Origin of the sequence: Streptomyces sp. NPDC004658 (assembly GCF_040609555.1) — a bacterium.
Lineage (GTDB): Bacteria > Actinomycetota > Actinomycetes > Streptomycetales > Streptomycetaceae > Streptomyces.
Window position 1 is genome coordinate 1 of record NZ_JBEXKG010000149.1, and the last position, 18,807, is coordinate 18,807.

Below are 18,807 nucleotides of genomic sequence, written 5' to 3' on the forward strand. Positions count from 1 at the left end.
GGTGCTCGTGCTCGCGACGGCCGCGGATCGACTCGCCCAGGGACAGGAGGAGCGAGTCCCGGGGCGGGGCGGGACCGTGAGGGGCGTGGGGCGGACGGGACCGCCGGCCGCGCGCCGGTCCCGGTGCCGGGTGCCGTCCCTCTGCCGGCGGTCACGCGGGCGCCCCTCTCAGCAGCCGGCCGCAGGTGCCGCCGCAGTAGACGGAGTCGGCCGGACCGAGCCACTTGCAGCCGGGGCACTCGATGAGTCCGTCGGGACGGACGGGCAGGGGCGGATCGGCCGATCCGGACGGACCGGCTCCGTCTGGGGCGGGCGGGTCCGGCGGGGTCGCGGCGGCGTCGGCGCTCCGCGCCCCGGCACGCCCCTCCGCCGCGCCCGCCGGGGACGGCGGTGGCGGTGTGGCCGCCGGCCGTTCCGGTGGCGTCGTCAGAGCGCTGGAGAGGATCAGGTGCTGCCAGTCGACGTCCTTCAGTCCGGTCCGGACCCGGCCGGTGCCCGGTGCGGACTCGATCAGCCGGAGCGCGCCGAGCAGTTGGGCGTCGCCCAGTTCGGCGGCCAGCGCGAGCGCGCGGGCCAGTTCGCGGTCCGCGGTGTCACGGCCGTCCAGGCCGCGCAGCCAGGCCCGGTAGGCGCCGGCGACGGCGGCGCCCGCCTGCTGGTACAGCTCGTGCCGGCGGACGCCGGGGTGCTGCCGGGAGGCGTCCAGCGGGTTGTCCGTCCAGCGCACCAGGACGGGCTGCGGCGCGGGCAGCCGTACCGGCCGGCCGAAGTCGGGTACGACGATCTCGACGGCGGCGAGCTGGAGGTCCTCGCCTCTCTCGCGGCCGGCCGGGTCGGCGGTCAGGACGACCTGGAAGTGCCGTACCTCGTCGCCCCAGGCGCGGGTGACGTACTCCGCGCCGCGCCCGCCGGAGCCGGCCGGCAGGGGCGGCAGTTCCTGTTCGCTCGGCACCACCTGCTTGACCTGGCGGATCACCGTCCCGGGGGTGGGGGTGAGCCGGATGCGCAGCTCGGGTACCGCCGTGCCGAGCAGTCCGGCCACCAACTCCTCGTAGGCGGCGGTCAGTTCGGATTCGGCGCGGACGGCCCGGGCGCGGCCGTGCAGCCGCCGGGTGATGCGCAGCAGCAGTTCGGCGTCCCAGTCGTCGCCGATGCCCCAGGCGTCGCAGACGAACCGGCCCTCGCAGGCGTCGAGCGCGGTGTCCAGGGACATGGGGGCCCGGTGGTCGTGCTCGTTGCGCCCGTCGGTGAGCAGCAGGACGTGTTTCACCGGGGCGGGGTGGTCCTTGAGCAGCCACCGGGCCAGGTCGAGCCAGGTGCCGATGGCGGTGCCGCCGTCCGCGTCCAGGATCCGCACGGCGCGTTCGGCGGCCTCGCGTTCGCCGGGACCCGCGACGGCGAGCACCGCGCTGCCGGCTCCGGGGTGGACGAGGGTGGCGTCGAACCGTCCGGAGAGCACGGCGAAGGCGGTGCCGTCGGGCAGCATCCGGACCGCCGCGACGGTGGCGTCCTTGGCCGCGTGCAGTTTGTCGGCGGGATGGAGCATCGAGCGGGAGGTGTCGACGATCAGCACTTCGGCGAGTGCGGGCCCGGTGCCGGGGACGGGCGCGCCGGGGTGTCCCGGGCGGTCCTGGCTCCTGACCCCGATCTCCAGGATGGCGTGCATCTCCGGGTCGGTGTGCCGTCCGGCGGGGTCCGGCGCGACCGGCAGGTCCTTCTGCTGGCCGACCGCGAGCGTCACCTCGGTCTCCTCGGCCACGGTCATCGCTGCCTCTTCCCAAGCGGTCCAGAAAGGTCGTCTCCTCCGGGTCCGGTCTCCCGGAGGGCGGTACGGGGTCAGAACGTGGTCATGGGCCGCACCGCGTGGGCCAGGTCGAGCAGCCGGCCGTGTTCGCCGGCGGTGCGCGCCTGGGCGGCCAGTTGCCGGAAGGAGTGCTCCAGCCGGGTGCGCAGGCCGTCCTCGTCCCCGGGACCGAGGAGGTCCCCGGCGGGGAAGTCCGGTCCCCAGCCCCCGGCCGGCCGGCCGTACAGGGCGTTCTCGCGGACCTCGGCGACCAGCCTGGCCCGGGACTCGCCGTTCTCGGCTCCGCCGTCCAGGCGCAGTTCGGGCAGCCGCCGGGCCGCGTCCCGCAGGTCGGCCGGGGTGGGCGGGCTGCCGTGCAGGACGCCGGCGCGGATGCGGACGGCCGCTGTGCGGGCGGCGTCGTAGTGCCGGGAGGTGGCGGGGACCTCGTCGAGGACGTGCACGGCGGCGTCCCGGTCGCCTGAGGCGAGACGGCCGCGGGCCAGCCCGAACGCGGCGGCGGTGTGGGCGGAGTCCCGCTTCCAGACGGCCTCGTAGTACCGCATGGCCGGCGTGGGGCGCCCGCGGCCCGCGGGCCGGGTGCCGGTACGTTCGGCGCAGTAGCCGAGGGCGAGCTTGGGCACGTACTCGCCGGGCAGGGCCCCGTAGACGGCGTCGAAACGGGCGCCGGCCGGCTCCACCTCGTCCTTGCTGAGGTGGAGTACGCCGTGGTGCCAGGCGATGCGCCAGTCGTGTGCGGCGCGCTCGCCGAGCTGGGTCTCGGCCTCGGTGAGCCAGTCCTGTGCCGCGCCCAGCTCGCCCTTCCTGAGGTAGGCGCGGCACAGCCACAGCGCGGTCTCGGGGGTGCCGAGGCGGGATTCGCGGGCCCACTGCACGGCGACCCGGTCGGGGGCGTCGGGCGGGAAGGAGTCCAGGAGCAGGGCGGCGCCGTCCTCCGGGTCGGGGACCGGCTCGGGCAGGGCGCCGGCCACCTCGGCAGCGGCGGGCGGGGAGACGCCGAGGCCGGCGGGCTCCGCGCCGGGGCGGGCGGTCCAGTGGTCCAGGGCGGGGATGGCGCCGAGTCCGGCGTCCAGGCTGGCGCCGGACGCGCGGAACCGGGTGGAGCTCTCCGGCAGTTGCTCGCCGAACTGGAGCGAACGGAACTCGCGGAGCACCTCCCACAGCTGCCGGGACATCTCGGCGGCCGAGCGGAACCTGGCCCGGGGTTCGGGGTCGGTGGCGCGGGCGACGAGGCGGCGGAAGGAGTCCGGGGCGAGGCCACGGGCGGCCTCGGTGCGGCGGGCCAGGGCCTGGAGGGTCATGCCGACGGTGTAGAGGTCGCTGTCGACGTGCCAGCCGCGCCGGTCGATCTCCTCCTTGAGCGGTGCGAAGGTCTCCGTGTAGATGTAGGCGGAGGTGCGGTCGCCGATGGCGCGCACGGCGCCGAGGTCGATGACCTTGATCGCCCGGCCGAAGTGGATGACGTTGGCGGGCTTCATGTCGCAGTAGAGCAGGCCCCGTTCGTGCATGTACTGGAGCGCGCCGAGGATCTTGCAGCCGTAGGTGAGGACGTGGTCGAGCCGGGGGCGGCCGTGGACGTCGTCGGCGTCGAGGAGCTGCTGGAGCGAGCGCCCGCCGATGTAGTCCATGACCAGGTAGCCGGTGGGCGCACGGCCGGGGGCCCGGTGTTCGGCGTACGTGATGATGCGGACGATGTCGGGGTGGTGCAGGTCGGTGAGGGAACGGCGCTCCTCCACGGCGGCGCGGCGGGCGAGGTCGTCGTGCTGGTTGATCTGGCCCTTGAGGACGACCCGGTGGCCGTCGGCGCGGGTGTCCTCGGCGAGGTACACCCAGCCGAGGCCGCCGTGGGCGAGGCACCCGAGGACCCTGTACTGGTCGGCGACGACATCGCCCTCGGCGAGCTGGGGCAGGAGGTCGTAGGGCGTGCCGCAGCGGGGGCAGTGGCCGGTGGGGCGGCCGGGCTGACCGCCGTAGCCGATGCCGATGGTCATGGTGCAGCCGTTCGCGCCGCAGCGGCGTCCCCCGGTGGGCGGGCGGGGATCGGCCACGAGCACGTCGTCGGGCTCGGGGACCTCGGGCAGGACGACCAGTCCGTGCTGGTCGAGTTCGCCGAACCCGGCGACGGCGTGCACGGCCGCCGGGCCGGGGGACTCCTCGTCGGCACCGGCCGGGGGCCGGTCCGCCCGGGGTCCGGTGTGCCGCTCGGCGTGCCGGTGGCCGCAGGTGTCGCAGTAGCCGGTGCCCATGATGCGGCCGGCGCAGCCGGGCCGGATGCACGAGGTCATGAGGCGCCCTCCTCACCGGGTGTGATGGCGGAGCAGAAGCCGACGAACCGCTCGACGGCGGCCTCGGCCCGCTCGATGTCGCAGGGGGTCTGCCGCAGCAGGGAGACGGCCTGTTCGTAGAGCCGGTACGCCGCCACCACCCGGTCGCCCTGCGCGGCGGCCCGCTGCCGGCACAGCGGCCACTCGGCGCCGGCGCGGCCGAGGAGTTCCTCACGGCGGCGCAGCCGGGCGTCGAGCAGGGCGACGGCCTTCTCCAGGCGGCGCCGCCGGCGGCCGACGGCGTCCTCCAAGGTGAACAGCAGCTCGGCGCGCGCCGGTTCGTCCTCCTGGTCGGGGGCGTCGTCGATCCAGGCGCGCAGCATCCGGCTGCGGCGGACGCCGGACTCCGCCCGGTCGAGCAGCTGCCGGGCACCGGGCGGGGGCAGGACGCGCTCCCGGCGGGCCTCGAGCGCGGGCCCCAGCTCGCCGGTGATGCGGTCGAGTTCGGTGTGCAGACGGGCCCAGCGCCGGCGCAGCGGCTGGTGCACGAGGAACCGGGCGGCCTGCTCGGCCCGTTCGCCGGGGCCGCGGAACACCAGCAGCAGCCGTGCGCCCTGCCGGGCGAGCCGGTCGAACAGGCCGAGCAGCGCGTCGGGTTCGGCGGCCTCGTCGACGGCGACCATGACGGCGGCGAGCGGCAGCCGCAGCGTGCCGAGCCGTTCGGGCCGGGGGTCGTCGCGGATGCCGAGGCGTTCGGCGATCCGGTCCATGACCTGCGCGGCCGTCAGTCCCGTGACGTCCAGGGCGAGGTCGTGGGCGCCGGCGGGGGGCACGGTCTCGGGCGGGTCGTGGCTGACGGCGCTGGTGTTGCGGTGGGTGCGCAGCTCGCGGTCGGCGAGGGTGACGGCCCGTTGCAGGGTCCAGGCGCGGTCGCCGCGGGCGGGGACGACGGTGACGAGCACCGGCCAGCCCTCGCCGCGGTACCAGGTGGCGAGTTCGGTGGCGAACGGGACGTCGAGCCGGCCGGCGGCGGCGTCGGCGCGGGTGCGCAGCCGGGGGTCGACGGCCTCGGCGCCGTCGGTCCAGGCGGCGACCTGCGGCAGATGGCTGAGGATGGTCTCGGTGGGGCTCATGTAGCTGAAGGCGGAGCCGGGGCCCTCGTCCACGCTCAGCACGATGCCGATGACCTGGTCGGTGGCGTGGTCGACGACGCCTCCGCCGCTGAAGCCGTCGTCGGCGAGTTCCTCGGGGGTGAGTGGGCGCAGTTGCACCTGGCTGTCCCGGCCGCGCGCGGCGACCAGGGTGGCGCCGTGCCAGCGTCCGCCGTCGTCGCCGCGGGGAAAGCCATACATGCTGACGGGGCCGTGGGGGGCGGCGAGCCGGTAGAGCCGGGTGGTGTGCTCGGCGGGCAGCGGCGCGGCCAGGCGCAGCAGGGCCAGGTCGCCGCCGCGGTCGCCGAAGGCGTCCTCGCTCTGGGGTACGTGTTCGTCCGGGCGGACGGTCGCGGTCACGGCGGCCAGGCCGGGGACGCCGACGAGGCGGACGGTGTAGCGGTGGTCGGGTCGGACGACGTGTGCGGCGGTGAGGACCCGCTCCGGGGCGAGCAGCACGCCCGCGCCCAGGACCCGGCCGTCCGGTGTCTCGATGCGCGCGATCCAGGACGGTGTCCGTAAGCGCGATGCGACGACTCGCTCCCCCGTGCGCGTCATGGTCCTGAGGTTACTCCGCGTACCCGCCCGGTACTACTGGTGTGCACGGGGTCGTTGCGGAAGCCGGACACCGGGATGCGAACAGGCTTGCTATACACGCAGTGTATAGTCCGGGCATGCCTCTGACGACCGGGACGATCCCCACGCCGATGCACGCGATCACCGACGCGCCCAGGAAGATGCGCGGAACGGGCCGGAGGTTGCGTGGCCGGGCACTCGCGTCCGCCGCCGCCTGCCTGGCGCTCGCCCTCTCCGGCTGCGCCCAGGTCGACACGACCGCCCCGAGCACCGCCCGCGCCGAGGCGGCACACGGGGCACCGGCCCGGTTCGGGACCGTCGACTGCCGCGAGGCCAAGTGCATCGCGCTCACCTTCGACGCGGGCCCCAGCGAGAACTCGGCCCGGCTGCTCGACATCCTCAAGGAGAAGAAGGTGCCGGCCACCTTCTTCCTGCTCGGCAAGGGGCACATCGAGAAGTACCCGGAGCTGGTCAAGCGGATGGCGGCGGAGGGCCACGAGGTCGCGAGCCACACCTGGGACCACAAGATCCTCACCCGGATATCCGACAAGGAGATACGTGAGGAGCTGAACCGGCCCAACCAGGCGATCGAGCGGCTCACCGGGCACAAGCCCACGCTGATGCGCCCGCCGCAGGGCCGCACCGACGCCGACGTGCACGAGATCTGCAAGGAGCTGGGCCTGGCGGAGGTGCTGTGGAGCGTGACCGCCAAGGACTACCTGACCCACGACTCGGCGCTCATCACCAAGCGGGTCCTCGACCAGTCGTCCCGGGACGGGATCATCCTGCTGCACGACATCTATCCCGGGACCGTGCCGGCCGTGCCCGGCATCATCGACGCGCTGAAGGCGCGCGGCTACGTCTTCGTGACGGTCCCCCAGCTGCTCGCGCCGGGCAGGGCCGAACCCGGCACGGTGTACCGGCCGTAGCGCTCCCGGCGCTCAGAACACCACCGACCAGCCCTCGCGGGAGGCCTGTTCGGCGGTGTAGGAGACACCGTGCACCTTCAGACCGGCCGCGTCGAGGAGCGTGATCTCGCCGCCCTCGTTGCCGAGCGGGGTCTCCGCGGTGAGCGGCACGGTGAGGCAGTCGCCGGGCGCGAGCGGGGCCGTGGCCGGGACCGGCGAGCCGTGGCCGAGACGGCTGACGATCCGCCAGCCGGTCAGGTCGACAGCGTCCGGCGAGGCGTTGAGGAGGGTCACGGTCTCGGCCTCGGGAGCGGGCCCCTTCGGGTTGGCCATCGCGGCCACGATCACCACGGGCTGCGCGCCGGTCGCGGGCCGGGTGCCGTCGACGTGCTCCAGGGTGTGCCCGGTGGTGTCGTCGGTGTGCCAGGACTGGCTCTGGAAGGCCAGGAAGATGCCGACCCAGCGGGACTGCCCGGGGAAGCGCAGCAGGAGTCCGCCGTCCTGCCACACGCCGTCGTCGCCCCGGAAGCGGCGGCTGTTGCCCTGGTTCATGTGGACGTCGTGCACGCCGTTGCCGGGCAGGAAGCCGAACACCTTGTCCTTGACCGCGGGTTCGGGGCCGAAGCGGGAGCCGAAGACGTACGCCCGCGCCTGCGGGTCCGCCACCGCGCGCTGCACGTAGTGGTCGAGGAGGTCGGCTAGGTCGTTGTCCGGGCCCTCGACGTCCGGCGGGAGCGTGCGCATCCCGGCCGGGTCGAAGAGGTTGCCGCGCACGAAGTCGAGGGTCGGGCCGCCGGGGCCGGCCGGCAGGGTGTTCCAGCCGCCGGGCAGGCCCTCCAGCGCGGCGGTCAGCGGGTGCCGGAAGTCGTCGGCGACCAGGTAGAGCAGTTCGGAGGGGTGCTCCTGGGAGAGCACGTTGACCGCGGCGCGGTAGTGCGTGCCGTGGTCGTCCGTGAGGTGGATCTGGTAGTGCGGCGTCTCCCGCGCGCCCTCGCGCCGTGTCTCGACGACGCGGGCGATCAGAACGCCGTAGTTCTTCACCGGCATGGCCATCAACTCCCCCGTACGACGGGCTGTTCGGCCGGCCCGTGGCAGGAAGCGCAAGAGCAGGATCCCCGTGGCGCCGCCCCGCGCACCCACTGTTCCAGAATACGACTCCTTCCGGACACCTGCTACGCGAACGGGGTGATGCGGCGGGTGAACACGCAGGTGACGGGCCTTCCTTGCCTACGATCGTGCGGTGCCCACCTTCTCCTTGGAACGTACGGTCCCGCTCCCGGCCGGCGAGGCCTGGCGCCGGCTCACCGACTGGCCGCGCCACGCCGACGCGGTGCCGCTGACCCGGATCGAGGTGCTCACGCCCCCTCCGACCCGCGAGGGCACGCGTTTCGTGGCCCGGTCCGGACTCGGCCCGCTCACCTTCGACGACGTGATGGAGGTGACGGTGTGGCGCCCGCCGGCCGGCGGCGGGCCCGGCCTGTGCCGCCTGGAGAAACGCGGCCGGCTGATCCTCGGCTGGGCGGAGATCGAGGTCCGCCCCGGGCCCGGGGACCGCAGCGGGGTGGTGTGGCGGGAGGAGCTGAGCGTCCGCTTCCTGCCCCGGGCCTTCGACGGTCCGCTGGAGTCGGCCTCGCGCCTGCTGTTCGGCCGGGCGGCGGACCACCTGCTGCGCCGCGCCTGAGCCGTGCGGACGCGTCCGCGCGGTCCTTCAGTCCTTGCGGCCCGTCAGGGCCACCGTCACGCCCAGGCCGATCATCGTCAGGCCGCCCGTTCCGCCGACCGCGGACAGGCGGCGGGGTGAGCGGGCGAACCAGTCGCGGGCGGCCGAGGCGGCCAGGCCCCAGACGGCGTCGGAGATCACCGCGATGGCGTTGAAGACGAGTCCGAGCAGGAGCATCTGCGCGGGCACGTGACCCTGCTCGCGGTCCACGAACTGGGGCAGTACGGCCGCGAAGAACACCATCGTCTTGGGGTTGGCCACGCCGACCGCGAAGCCCTCCCCCAGGGTGCGCAGGCCGCCGCGCGCCGGGCCGGCGTCCGCGACCGCGGCCCGCAGCGAGCCGCGCTGTCGCCACGCCTTGACGCCGAGGTGCACGAGATACGCGGCGCCGGCGAGCTTCAGGACGGTGAAGACGAGGACCGAGCGCTCGACCACCGAGCCGATGCCGAACGCCACGGCGACGACGAGCACGTACGCGCCGAGCGTGTTGCCGACGACGGTGGTCAGCGCGGCCCGGCGGCCGTGCGCCAGGGCGCGTCCGATCACGAACAGCACGCTGGGGCCGGGGACGATGATGAGCAGGAAGGAGAGGGCGGCGAAGGCCGCCAGCCGGTCGGGGGACACCATGCCGTCATGCAACACAGCGGCGACGGCGGTCGGCAAACCGTTTTCAGGCCACCGACCCGATCCGTCGCTCCGCCCGCGCGGCCGGGTCGTGGTGGATGGGGGTGTGCGCGCCGGCCAGCGACACCCCGCTGCCCCCGCGCCGGCCCGCGACGATCTCCGCCGCGATGGACAGCGCCGTCTCCTCCGGCGTCCGGGCGCCGAGGTCCAGGCCGATCGGCGAGTGCAGCCGGGCCAGCTCCAGCTCGCCGACACCGACCGCGCGCAGCCGCTCGTTGCGGTCCAGGTGGGTCCGGCGGGAGCCCATCGCGCCGACGTAGGCGACCGGCAGCCGCAGCGCCAGCTCCAGCAGCGGTACGTCGAACTTGGCGTCGTGGGTGAGGACGCACAAGGCGGTGCGGCCGTCGACCTCGGTGCGTTCCAGGTACCGGTGGGGCCACTCGACGACGATCTCGTCGGCCTCGGGGAAGCGGGTGCGCGTGGCGAACACCGGGCGGGCGTCGCACACGGTGACGTGGTAGCCCAGGAACTTGCCGATCCGGACCAGCGCCGACGCGAAGTCGATCGCGCCGAAGACGATCATCCGCGGTGCGGGGACGGAGGATTCCACCAGGACCGTGAGCGGGGCGCCGCAACGCGAGCCCCGTTCGCCGATCTCCAGGGTGCCGGTGCGGCCCGCGTCCAGGAAGGCGCCGGCCTCGGCGGCGACCGTCCGGTCCAGCTCGGGGTGGGCGCCGAAGCCGCCGTCGTAGGACCCGTCGGGCCGGACCAGCAGGGCCCGGCCGCGCAGCTCCGCCGGGCCCTCGGCGATCCGCGCGACCGCCGCCGCCTCCCCTCGGGCGGCGGCGGCCAGCGCGTCCGCGAACACCGGCCGGGCGGGACCGTCCGCCCGGACCGGCGTGACGAGGATGTCGATGACGCCACCGCAGGTCAGGCCGACGGCGAAGGCATCCTCGTCGCTGTAGCCGAAGCGTTCGAGGACGGTGTGGCCGTCCTCCAGCGCCTGCCGGCACAGCTCGTACACGGCGCCCTCCACGCACCCGCCGGAGACCGAGCCGATCGCCGTGCCGTCGGTGTCCACCGCGAGGGCGGCGCCGGGCTGGCGCGGGGCGCTGCCCCCGACGGCCACCACGGTGGCGACGGCGAAGTCACGGCCCTGCTCGACCCACCGGTTCAGCTCCTCGGCGATGTCCAGCATCTGTCGGTCTCCTTAACGGGGTTGGGGGATCAGGCGGTCAGTGCACGCCCAGCCAGGCCTCGATGGGGTGGAGGGCGAAGTAGACCAGGAAGACGGCGGTCAGGCCCCACATGAAGGCGCCGACCTCGCGGGCCCTGCCCTGGGCCGCCTTGATGGCGACGTAGGAGATGACGCCCGCGGCGACACCGGTGGTGATGGTGTACGTGAACGGCATCAGGACGACGGTCAGGAAGACCGGGATCGCGGTCGCGCGGTCGGCCCAGTCCACGTGCCGGGCGTTCATCAGCATCATGGCGCCGATGACGACCAGCGCGGCCGAGGCGACCTCCTGCGGCACGATCGCGGTGACCGGGGTGAAGAACAGGCAGGCCGCGAAGAACAGGCCCGTGACGACGGAGGCGAGTCCGGTGCGGGCTCCTTCCCCGACGCCCGTCGCCGACTCGATGAACACGGTCTGGCCGGAGCCGCCCGCGACACCGCCGATCGCGCCGCCGGCGCCGTCGATGAACAGCGCCTTGGACAGGCCCGGCATCCGGCCCTTGTCGTCGGCCAGTTCCGCCTCGGTGCCGACGCCGATGATGGTGGCCATCGCGTCGAAGAAGCCGGCGAGCACCAGGGTGAAGACGATCATGCCGATCGTCATCGCACCGACCTGGCCCCAGCCGCCGAACTCGACGTGCCCGAAGAGCGAGAAGTCGGGCATCGACACCGCGCCGTGCAACTCGGGCGCGCCGTTGGCCCACTCCTCGGGGGCGATGACGCCGAGCCCGTTGAGGACGGCGGCGACGGCCGTGCCGGAGACGATGCCGATGAGGATGGCCCCGGGGACGTTCCGGGCCTGGAGCATGAAGATCAGCAGCAGGGTGCCGGCGAAGAGCAGCACCGGCCAGCCGGCGAGTTCACCGGCGGGGCCGAGGGTGAGCGGGGTCGCCTTGCCCTGGTGGACGAAGCCGGACTTGTACAGGCCGATGAGGGCGATGAACAGGCCGATGCCCATGGTGATGCCGTGCTTGAGCGCCAGCGGGATCGCGTTCATGATCATCTCGCGCAGGCCGGTGACGACCAGCAGCATGATGACCACGCCGTACATCACGCACATGCCCATGGCCTGCGGCCAGGTCATGGCGGGGGCGACCTGCGAGGACAGGACGCCGGAGACGGAGAGGCCGGCGGCGAGGGCGAGCGGCACCTTGCCGACGAGACCCATCAGCAGCGTGGTGAAGGCCGCCGCGAACGCGGTCGCGGTGATCAGCGCCTTCTGGCCGAGCGTGTCCCCCGCCGCGTCCTTGCCGGACAGGATCAGGGGGTTGAGCAGGAGGATGTAGGCCATCGCCATGAAGGTGGTGATGCCGCCGCGCACCTCGCGCGCGACCGTGGATCCTCTTCTGGATATGTGGAAGTACCGGTCGAGCCAGGACCGACCGGCCGGGACGCGGCTGCCTTCGCCTGCGTCCTCGGCCGTGGTCCTGGGCTCCACTGACTGCTGGGTCATGGGCCAACTCCCAAGGTTCATAGGTGCACCCGTGCAGCCCTTGCGGGCACGGGATTTGGGATTGGACGACCCGGGGGACGGCCCGAGACGAACAGTGGGGGTTCCGGGGGGACGAGGCCCCCCGGAGGATCACCGGTCGGATCCCCGAGGGATCACGTTCCCGTCAGATGCTCGGGCCGCACCGGCGTGCGGTCGAGCTCCAGCCCGGTCGCGTTCCGGATCGCCGCGAGGACGGCCGGGGTGGACGACAGGGTCGGGGCCTCGCCGATGCCGCGCAGCCCGTACGGGGCGTGGTCGTCGGCGAGTTCGAGCACGTCGACCGGGATGGTCGGCGTGTCGAGGATGGTGGGGATCAGGTAGTCCGTGAAGGAGGGGTTCCTGACCTTCGCGGTCTTCGGGTCCACGATGATCTCCTCCATCACGGCCACGCCCAGGCCCTGCGTCGTACCGCCCTGGATCTGGCCGACGACAGAGAGGGGGTTGAGCGCCTTGCCGACGTCCTGGGCGCAGGCCAGTTCGATGACCTTGACCAGGCCGAGCTCGGTGTCGACCTCGACGACCGCGCGGTGGGCGGCGAAGGAGTACTGGACGTGTCCGTTGCCCTGGCCGGTGCGCAGGTCGAAGGGCTCGGTCGGCCGGTGCCGCCACTCCTCCTCGACCTCCACGGCCTCGTCCTCCAGGACGTCGGCGAGGCCGGCGAGGACCTCGCCGCCGTCGGTGACGACCTTGCCGCCCTCCAGCAGCAGCTCCGCCGTGGCCCAGGCGGGGTGGTAGGAGCCGAACTTGCGCCGGCCGAGCTCCAGGACCTTCTCGCGGACCAGCTCGCAGGCGTTCTTGACGGCACCGCCGGTGACGTACGTCTGCCGGGAGGCCGAGGTCGAACCGGCCGAGCCCACCTGGGTGTCCGCCGGGTGGATGGTCACCTGTGCGACGCCCAGCTCGGTGCGGGCGATCTGCGCGTGGACGGTGACACCGCCCTGGCCGACCTCCGCCATCGCGGTGTGCACGGTGGCGACCGGCTCACCGCCGACGACCTCCATGCGCACCTTCGCGGTGGAGTAGTCGTCGAAGCCCTCGGAGAAGCCGACGTTCTTGATGCCGACCGCGTAGCCGACCCCGCGTACGACGCCCTCGCCGTGCGTGGTGTTGGACAGTCCGCCGGGCAGCTGCCGTACGTCGGCGCCCTCGCTGGACTCCCACTGGCGCTCCGGCGGCATGGGCATCGCCTTGACGCGGCGCAGGAGTTCGGCGACCGGGGCCGGGGAGTCGACCGGCTGTCCGGTCGGCATGATGGTCCCCTGCTCCATCGCGTTCCGCTGCCGGAACTCCACCGGGTCCATGCCCAGTTTCTTCGCCAGCTTGTCCATCTGCGCCTCGTAGGCGAAGCACGCCTGGACCGCGCCGAATCCGCGCATGGCGCCGCAGGGCGGGTTGTTGGTGTAGAGGGCGATGGCCTCGATGTCGACGTCGTCGATCACGTACGGCCCGACGCTCAGCGAGGCGGCGTTGCCGACGACCGCCGGGGAGGCGGAGGCGTAGGCGCCGCCGTCCAGGACGATCCGGCACTTCATGTGGGTCAGCTTGCCGTCGCGGGTGGCCCCGTGCTCGTAGTGGAGCTTGGCCGGGTGGCGGTGGACGTGCCCGAAGAAGGACTCGAACCGGTTGTAGACGATCTTCACGGGCTTGCCGGTGCGCAGTGCCAGCAGGCAGGCGTGGATCTGCATCGACAGGTCCTCGCGGCCGCCGAACGCGCCGCCCACACCGGCCAGGGTCATGCGCACCTTCTCCTCGGGCAGGCCGAGGACGGGCGCGATCTGGCGCAGGTCGGAGTGGAGCCACTGGGTGGCGATGTAGAGGTGGACGCCGCCGTCCTCCTCGGGCACGGCGAGGCCGGACTCGGGGCCGAGGAAGGCCTGGTCCTGCATGCCGAAGGTGTACTCGCCCTCGACGATCACGTCGGCCCGCGCGCGGGCCGCCTCCACGTTGCCCCGCACGATCGGCTGGCGGTGGACGATGTTCGGGTGCGGGACGTGCCCGGCGTGGTGGTCGTCGCGGTTCTCGTGCAGGAGGATCGCGTCCGGGGCGGTCGCGGAGGCCTCGTCGGTGACGACGGGCAGCTCCCTGTAGTCCACCTTGATCTTGGCGGCGGCGCGGCGGGCCGTCTCCGGGTGGTCGGCGGCGACGATCGCGACGGGCTCGCCGTGGTGGCGGACCCTGCCGTGCGCGAGGACCGGGGTGTCCTGGATCTCCAGGCCGTAGTTCCTCACCTCGGCGGGCAGGTCGTCGTAGGTCATGACGGCGTACACGCCCGGCAGGGCGAGGGCCTCGGAGGTGTCGATCGAGACGATCTCGGCGTGCGCGACGGTGGAGCGCAGGATCTGGCCCCACAGCATGTCCTCGTGCCACATGTCGGACGAGTACGCGAACTCGCCGGTGACCTTGAGGGTGCCGTCCGGGCGCAGCGTCGACTCCCCGATGCCGCCCTTGGTCTGCGAACCCTGGGTGATCTTGGTGGGTGCACCGTTGGCCGGCATGCTCAGACCCCCTCGGACTGCCGTGCGGCCGCCAGGCGGACCGCGTCCATGATCTTCTCGTAGCCCGTGCAGCGGCACAGGTTGCCCGACAGCGCCTCGCGGATGTCGGCGTCGCTCGGGTTCGGGTTGCGCTCCAGCATCTCGTCGGCGGCGACGAGCAGGCCCGGGGTGCAGAAGCCGCACTGGACGGCGCCGGCGTCGATGAACGCCTGCTGGACCGGGGAGAGTTCGGTGCCCTCGCCGGTCTGCGAGTCGGTGCCCTTGGCCTGCCAGCCCTTGGCCTCGTCCAGGCTCGTGCCACCGCAGGCGCCCGTCCCGCGGGAGCGCTGCCTGGCGTGGTCGGCCAGCCCCTCGACGGTCACGACGTCCCGGCCCTCGGCCTGGCCGGCCGCGACCAGGCAGGAGCACACGGGCACGCCGTCCAGGCGCACGGTGCAGGAACCGCACTCGCCCTGCTCGCAGGCGTTCTTGGAGCCGGGCAGGCCGAGCCGCTCGCGCAGCACGTACAGCAGGGACTCGCCCTCCCAGACGTCGTCGGCCTCCTGCGGGCGTCCGTTGACGGTGAAGTTGACGCGCATCACGCAGCTCCCTCGGTGGTGCGGCGGGCGCCGCGGTACGACTCCCAGGTCCAGGTCAGCGTCCGGCGGGCCATCACGCCGACCGCGTGGCGGCGGTAGCTCGCGGTGCCCCGGACGTCGTCGATCGGGTTGCAGGCGGCGGAGCACAGGTCCGCGAACCGCTTGGCGACCGACGGGGTGATGATCTTTCCGTTGTCCCAGAAGCCGCCCTCCTCCAGGGCGGCGTTCAGGAACTCCTCGGCGGCCTTCGCCCGCACCGGGGTGGGCGCCGCGGAGCCGATGCCGGTGCGCACGGTCCGGGTCTCGGGGTGCAGGGCGAGCCCGAAGGCGCACACGGCGATGACCATGGCGTTGCGGGTGCCGACCTTCGAGTACTGCTGCGGGCCGTCGGCCTTCTTGATGTGGACGGCGCGGATCAGCTCGTCGGGCTGGAGCGCGTTGCGCTTGACGCCCGTGTAGAACGCGTCGATCGGGATGAGGCGGGTGCCCCGGGCCGCCGACGCCACCTCGACCTCGGCGCCGGCCACGAGGAGGGCGGGGTGGGCGTCGCCGGCGGGCGAGGCCGTGCCGAGGTTGCCGCCGACGCCGCCGCGGTTGCGGATCTGCGGGGAGGCGACCGTGTGCGAGGCGAGCGCGAGGCCCGGCAGCTCGGCACGGAGATTCTCCATGATCGCGGTGTACGGGACGGAGGCACCCAGCCGTACGGTGTCCTCGCCGGCCTCCCACTCGTAGAGGTCGCCGACGCGGTTCAGGTCGAGGAGGTACTCGGGCCGGCGGTGGTCGAAGTTGATCTCGACCATCACATCGGTGCCACCCGCAATCGGCACAGCGGTGGGGTGCTCGGCCTTCGCGGCGAGCGCCTCCTCCCAGCTGGCGGGGCGAAGGAAGTCCATGACCGGCTCTCTTCTTCGTCTCAGGGCTCTTGAAGCAGTGCAGATTGAGCCAATCCGTGTGCGGCGGGCCCGGCTCGTTCATGTGCTGTTCACGCGGAGTGGACTCAGTACACCGCCCTGTGCTCCGACGGGGTCAGTCACCGAAACCATGAAGGAGTTCGCTGGCCAGGGCGAGCATCTTGTAGATTCGTATGAACGGAGGTCATCGCTAACCTCTCCGATTTCCTGAGGAAACGCGGGTAACGGCACAGCGACCCCGGATTGCGGCCGGTGCGGCCCCTCAACGGCCCGCTTCCCGGCGCTCCTCCACGATCCGACGTAGGTTTCGAGACAAAGAACGGCGGCGACGAGATGCGGCTGCGCGCACTGCTGGACACCGACGCGCTGGGCCTGCGGCTGCTCGGCGGCGAGGACGAGCTGGACCGCGCGGTGCGCGGGGTCATGACCACCGACCTGCGCGACCCGAGCCGCTACCTCTCCGGCGGCGAGCTGGTGCTCACCGGCCTGGCCTGGCGCCGGAACGCCGCCGACTCCGAGCCCTTCGTCCGCATCCTGGTGCAGGCCGGGGTGGCCGCCCTCGCGGCCGGCGAGGCCGAGCTGGGCGATGTGCCGGACGACCTGGTGCTGGCCTGCGCGAAGCACCGGCTGCCGCTGTTCGCGGTGCACGAGTCGGTGGCGTTCGCGACGATCACCGAGCACGTGGTCCGGCAGGTCTCGGGCGAGCGCGCCGGGGACCTGGCGGCCGTCGTGGACCGGCACCGCCGCATGATGACCTCGGGCCCGGCCGGCGGCGGCCCCGACGTCGTCCTGGACCTGCTCGGCTCGGACCTGGACCTGCGCGCCTGGGTGCTCTCCCCCACCGGCCGGATGATCGCCGGCTCCAAGGTGGCGGGCCCGGCGCTGCCCGCCGACACCTGCGCCCGGCTCGCCGCCGAGCACCTGGCGGCCACCCGCACCGGCCGCCGCGGCCCGCACCGCGTCCAGCTGCACGGCACCACGTACTCCCTCTTCCCGGTCCGCTCCTCCGGCCGCTCCCCGCAGGCCGCCCGGGATGTCCGCGAGACGGTCCTGTCGGACTGGCTGCTGGCCGTGGAGGCGGACGCCGGCGACTGGCCCGGCGAGCGCCTGGACCTGCTCCACGGCGTCACCCAGCTGATCGCCGTCGAGCGGGACCGCCGGGACGCGGCCCGCACGGTCCGCCGCCGGCTCGCCCAGGAGGTGCTGGAGCTGGTGCAGACGGGCGCCGCGCCCGCCGAGATCGCCGCCCGCCTCAGGGTGGCGGCCCCGGTGCTGCTGCCCGGGCTCGGGGCGGCCCCGCACTGGCAGGTCGTGGTGGCCCGGGTGGAGTGGGAGGACGGCGAGGTCGAGGGCGGCCCGGTCGCCCAGTCCCTGCTGGAGGAGGTGCTGGTCGACCCGCTGGCGACGGGCCCCGAGCCCTCGGACCGCATCGCGGTCGCGCACACCGGCGACGAGGCCGTCGCCCTGGTCCCGCTGCCCGCGGTCGCCTCCGAGCACGACGGCTCGGAGACCGGCCTGCTCGCCGACGCCCTGCTGCGGTCGGTGCGCGAGCCGCTGTCGGCGGGCCTGGACGACGACGGCCGGCTCACCCTCGGGGTCAGCGCGGCCGTGCACTCGGCGGAGGGCCTGCGCGGCGCCCTGGAGGAGGCCCGGCACGCCCGCCGGGTCGCCGCCGCCCGCTCCGGCCGGGTCTGCGCGGCCGGCCACCAGGAGCTGGCGTCGCACGTCCTGCTGCTCCCGTTCGTCCCTGACGACGTCCGACGCGCCTTCACCGCCCGCCTGCTGGACCCGCTGAAGGACTACGACCGCCGGCACCGGGCCGAGCTGATCCCGACGCTGGAGGCGTTCCTCGATTCCGACGGCTCCTGGACACGCTGCGCCACCCGCCTCCACCTGCACGTCAACACGCTGCGCTACCGGGTCGGCCGGATCGAGCAGTTGACGGGACGGGACCTTTCCCGCCTGGAGGACAAGCTGGACTTCTTCCTGGCCCTGCGCATGAGCTGAGGTCAGCCGGGGCGTGGGCGGCCGGAACAGGTCACGCCCGCGCCCCACTACTTTGTGAAATCTTTCACCCACCCTCTTGGCCGGGCCCCGCGATTGGTGCTGGAATGCCGCCACCACTCAACAGCTCGATGGCGTGCTCGGGGAGGGCAACGTGGCGCATACCGCCATGTCTGGTAACGGAACCACCGGTGACGATCCGCTCCAGACCGCGGTATGGCGGTTGCGCAGCCGGGCCTGCTGGGCCGACGCGGCGGCCCTGCTGCCCGCCGACCGCCCCGCCCCGGCGTTGCAGCGGGCCGCCCTGCTGGCCGAGCGGTGCCTGTACACCGAGCGGGGCTGGGAGGAGGCGGAGGACGCGCTGCGGACGGCGGAGGCGGTCGCGCACAGCGACGACGAGCGGGGGGCCGCCGCGTGCGAGCGGGGCTACCTGGCGTACGCCGCCACGTTGCTCGGCGTGCGCGACCGGGCCGACGAGGCGCGGGCCGCGCTGGGGCGGGCGGCGGCGCTGATCCCGCCGGGGGCCTCCGGACGGGCCCTGCTGGACTTCCGGCGCGGGCTGGTGGCCCAGAACCTGACCGGTGCGCCGCAGGCGGCCCGCGCCGCGTTCCGCCGCGCGCACGCCGCCGCCGCGGCCGACGCGGACGCGCTGCTGCTGTCCTTCACCTGGCGCCACCTTGCGGGGCTCGCCCTTCAGGACGGCGAGCTGGCGGAAGCGCGGCACGGCTTCGCCGAATCCCTCCGCATCCGCGAGGAGTTGGGCTATCTGGTGGGTACGGCGCCCGCGCTGGTCTCGCTGGCCGACACGGAGGAGGAACCGGAGGCGTCCCGGCTGCGCGAGGAGGCCCGCCGCCTGTTCCGGCTGCTAGGTGGGGTGCCGACGTGGCTGGCGCAACACCTGGCACGGCCCGCGCCGGGGGCGGCGACGGCGTAGAGACCGCCGGTGCGGTGCCGTCTGCGGGCCCGTGGTGCTCGCTCGCGCAGTTCCCCGCGCCCCTTCAGGGCGCATCAGCCGCGACCCCCCAGGGGCGCGGGGAACTGCG

The 18,807-nt window shown here is 73.8% G+C and carries 14 protein-coding genes; 4 read left to right on the plus strand and 10 right to left on the minus strand.

Features of this window, described 5'->3' with window-relative positions:
- Nucleotides 1-151: 151 nt before the first annotated feature.
- From ABZV94_RS33195 to ABZV94_RS33205, 3 genes are all read right to left on the minus strand, one after another.
- A complete protein-coding gene (locus tag ABZV94_RS33195) occupies nucleotides 152-1,765 on the minus strand; it encodes a VWA domain-containing protein (RefSeq protein ID WP_356347055.1) in 1,614 nt (537 codons plus the stop codon).
- Nucleotides 1,766-1,836: 71 nt separating this feature from the next.
- Nucleotides 1,837-4,089 (minus strand): tetratricopeptide repeat protein, encoded by a 2,253-nt coding sequence (locus ABZV94_RS33200; RefSeq protein ID WP_356347057.1) that lies wholly within the window; start codon nucleotides 4,087-4,089, stop codon nucleotides 1,837-1,839.
- On the minus strand, nucleotides 4,086-5,777 hold the full coding sequence (locus ABZV94_RS33205) for a trypsin-like peptidase domain-containing protein (RefSeq protein WP_356347060.1): 1,692 nt from the start codon (nucleotides 5,775-5,777) through the stop codon (nucleotides 4,086-4,088). Before ABZV94_RS33205 ends, ABZV94_RS33200 begins: the two co-directional genes overlap by 4 nt.
- A 179-nt stretch (nucleotides 5,778-5,956) precedes the next feature.
- Between ABZV94_RS33205 and ABZV94_RS33210 the strand changes: the two genes are divergently transcribed.
- Complete coding sequence (locus ABZV94_RS33210) at nucleotides 5,957-6,724, plus strand: polysaccharide deacetylase family protein (protein WP_356347082.1); 768 nt, start codon at nucleotides 5,957-5,959, stop codon at nucleotides 6,722-6,724.
- A gap of 12 nt (nucleotides 6,725-6,736) precedes the next feature.
- Here ABZV94_RS33210 and ABZV94_RS33215 read toward each other — a convergent pair whose 3' ends face one another.
- The gene (locus ABZV94_RS33215) at nucleotides 6,737-7,750 is read right to left on the minus strand and encodes a DUF2278 family protein (protein ID WP_356347085.1); all 1,014 of its coding nucleotides are present in this window, start codon (nucleotides 7,748-7,750) and stop codon (nucleotides 6,737-6,739) included.
- A gap of 193 nt (nucleotides 7,751-7,943) precedes the next feature.
- Here ABZV94_RS33215 and ABZV94_RS33220 point away from each other — a divergent pair, with 193 nt between their 5' ends.
- Nucleotides 7,944-8,384: an SRPBCC family protein gene (locus ABZV94_RS33220; protein WP_356347062.1), complete on the plus strand. Its 441-nt coding sequence runs from the start codon at nucleotides 7,944-7,946 to the stop codon at nucleotides 8,382-8,384.
- 27 nt (nucleotides 8,385-8,411) lie between these two features.
- Here the strand turns inward: ABZV94_RS33220 and ABZV94_RS33225 are convergent, their stop codons facing one another.
- From ABZV94_RS33225 to ABZV94_RS33250, 6 genes are all read right to left on the minus strand, one after another.
- Entirely contained in the window at nucleotides 8,412-9,050 is a 639-nt protein-coding gene (locus tag ABZV94_RS33225) for a LysE family translocator (RefSeq protein ID WP_356347064.1), read from the minus strand.
- A 43-nt stretch (nucleotides 9,051-9,093) separates the two neighbouring features.
- Nucleotides 9,094-10,245, minus strand: coding sequence for an XdhC/CoxI family protein (locus ABZV94_RS33230; protein WP_356347066.1), 1,152 nt, complete (start codon nucleotides 10,243-10,245; stop codon nucleotides 9,094-9,096).
- A 37-nt stretch (nucleotides 10,246-10,282) separates the two neighbouring features.
- A complete protein-coding gene (locus ABZV94_RS33235) occupies nucleotides 10,283-11,737 on the minus strand; it encodes an NCS2 family permease (RefSeq protein WP_356347068.1) in 1,455 nt (484 codons plus the stop codon).
- 152 nt (nucleotides 11,738-11,889) lie between these two features.
- A complete protein-coding gene (pucD, locus tag ABZV94_RS33240; protein ID WP_356347070.1) occupies nucleotides 11,890-14,271 on the minus strand; it encodes a xanthine dehydrogenase subunit D in 2,382 nt (793 codons plus the stop codon).
- A gap of 2 nt (nucleotides 14,272-14,273) precedes the next feature.
- On the minus strand, nucleotides 14,274-14,849 hold the full coding sequence (locus ABZV94_RS33245) for a (2Fe-2S)-binding protein (protein ID WP_356347073.1): 576 nt from the start codon (nucleotides 14,847-14,849) through the stop codon (nucleotides 14,274-14,276).
- On the minus strand, nucleotides 14,849-15,742 hold the full coding sequence (locus ABZV94_RS33250) for an FAD binding domain-containing protein (RefSeq protein WP_356347075.1): 894 nt from the start codon (nucleotides 15,740-15,742) through the stop codon (nucleotides 14,849-14,851). The genes ABZV94_RS33245 and ABZV94_RS33250 overlap by 1 nt, the downstream gene beginning before the upstream one ends.
- A gap of 351 nt (nucleotides 15,743-16,093) precedes the next feature.
- Between ABZV94_RS33250 and ABZV94_RS33255 the strand changes: the two genes are divergently transcribed.
- Nucleotides 16,094-17,767, plus strand: a complete 1,674-nt coding sequence (locus ABZV94_RS33255) for a PucR family transcriptional regulator ligand-binding domain-containing protein (RefSeq protein ID WP_356347077.1) — start codon at nucleotides 16,094-16,096, stop codon at nucleotides 17,765-17,767.
- Between the two features lie 166 nt (nucleotides 17,768-17,933).
- A complete protein-coding gene (locus ABZV94_RS33260; RefSeq protein WP_356347080.1) occupies nucleotides 17,934-18,698 on the plus strand; it encodes a hypothetical protein in 765 nt (254 codons plus the stop codon).
- The last annotated feature ends 109 nt before the right edge of the window (nucleotides 18,699-18,807 follow it).